This window comes from Nocardia sp. NPDC003345, from assembly GCF_053589395.1.
Genome location: NZ_JBSFRU010000577.1, coordinates 1 through 1,747 on the forward strand (window position 1 = coordinate 1; position 1,747 = coordinate 1,747).

Below are 1,747 nucleotides of genomic sequence, written 5' to 3' on the forward strand. Positions count from 1 at the left end.
CCCTCGAAGCGCATGTGGCGCAGCCACGAGTCTCGAGGGCCGACAGCAGGCGCTCCGGAGGGCCGAACCTCGAGCGGCGGAGCCGCTCCAATCAATACAGCGCGCCAAAATTTAGGCCAGGCTTAGCGGGGTAGCCTGTGGGACGCCAGGGATACTTGTGTGCGGGCGCAGTTACCCGGAAGAAGGAAGACTAGGAGCGGGAGTGACGTACATCATCGCCGAACCGTGCGTTGACGTGAAGGACAAGGCGTGCATCGAGGAATGCCCCGTGGATTGCATCTACGAGGGTGGCCGCATGCTGTACATCCACCCCGATGAATGCGTCGACTGCGGTGCCTGTGAGCCGGTGTGCCCCGTGGAGGCCATCTTCTACGAGGACGACACCCCCGACCAGTGGAGCGGCTACGTGAACGCCAACGTCGATTTCTTCGACGATCTGGGTTCGCCCGGCGGCGCCACCAAGCTGGGCAAGGTCGATTTCGATCCGCCGTTCATCAAAGAGCTCCCGCCGATGGCCGAGGACTAGAGCGCGCGGTGAGCACTGAGGTTTCCCGCCGTCGTAGGGTGAGTGCGGGTTTGCCCGAATTCCCCTGGGACACCATCGCCGGTGTGAAGGCCCGGGCCGCGGCGCATCCCGGCGGCCTCGTCGACCTGTCGGTCGGCACACCGGTGGACCCGGTGGATCCGCTGATCCGGTCGGCGCTCGCCGCTGCCTCCGAGGTGCCCGGGTATCCGGCCACCTACGGCACCCCGGAATTGCGGGCCGCCGCGGTGGCCGCGCTGGCACGCCGGTTCGGCGTGACCGGTGTCGACCAGGCCGCGGTCCTGCCGGTGATCGGCACCAAGGAGCTCATCGCGGGCCTGCCCCGGCTGCTCGGGCTGGGTGCGGCCGATCTCGTGGTGATCCCCGAGGTCGCCTATCCCACCTACGAGGTGGGCGCGTTGCTCGCCGGGGCACGGCTCCTGCGGGCCGACGGGCTCACCCGGCTGGGACCGGAGAACCCGGCCCTGATCTACCTGAATTCACCGTCCAACCCGACCGGCCGGGTCCTGGGCGTGGACCATCTGCGCAAGGTGGTGACCTTCGCCCGGGAGCGCGGCGCGGTCGTGGCCTCCGACGAGTGCTACCTGGGGCTGAGCTGGGAAGAGCCGGCGGTCTCGATCCTGGACCCGCGGGTATCCGACGGCGACCACACCGGCCTGCTGGCGGTGCATTCGCTGTCCAAGACCTCGAACCTGGCCAGCTACCGGGCGGGTTTCGTGGCCGGGGATTCCGAACTGGTGACCGAACTGCTGGAGGTGCGCAAGCATTCCGGCATGATCGTGCCGTACCCGATCCAGGCGGCGATGACCGCCGCGCTCGGTGACGACGCGCACGAGGCCGCCCAGCGGGAGCGCTACCGCGCCCGCCGCGAGGTCCTGCGGTCGGCGTTGCTGGGGGCGGGGTTCCGGATCGATCACTCCGAAGCCGGGCTGTACCTGTGGTCGACCCGGGGCGAACCCTGTCGCGACACGCTCGACTGGCTGGCGGAGCGGGGAATCCTGGCGGCTCCGGGCGATTTCTACGGTCCGGCGGGGGCGGAGCACGTCCGCATCGCCCTCACCGCTACCGACGAACGCATCGCCGCCGCGGCGGCACGGTTGTAGGTTTTCGGGCAGGGCTGGTTGGGGGCCTGGTCCGCGAAGGTGGGTAGGTGACCCTGCTCGCCAAGGTTCTGTGTTTTTTGGCGCGGCTTCGCCGCGCGGG

The 1,747-nt window shown here is 69.1% G+C and carries 2 protein-coding genes; both read left to right on the forward strand.

Annotation, left to right across the window (positions count from 1 at the left end; translation table 11 throughout):
• The first annotated feature begins 202 nt into the window (after positions 1 to 202).
• Positions 203 to 526, forward strand: a complete 324-nt coding sequence (gene fdxA / locus ACWDU1_RS32120) for a ferredoxin (RefSeq protein ID WP_450004178.1) — start codon at positions 203 to 205, stop codon at positions 524 to 526.
• Between the two features lie 50 nt (positions 527 to 576).
• Complete coding sequence (gene dapC, locus ACWDU1_RS32125; protein WP_450004179.1) at positions 577 to 1,647, forward strand: succinyldiaminopimelate transaminase; 1,071 nt, start codon at positions 577 to 579, stop codon at positions 1,645 to 1,647.
• The last annotated feature ends 100 nt before the right edge of the window (positions 1,648 to 1,747 follow it).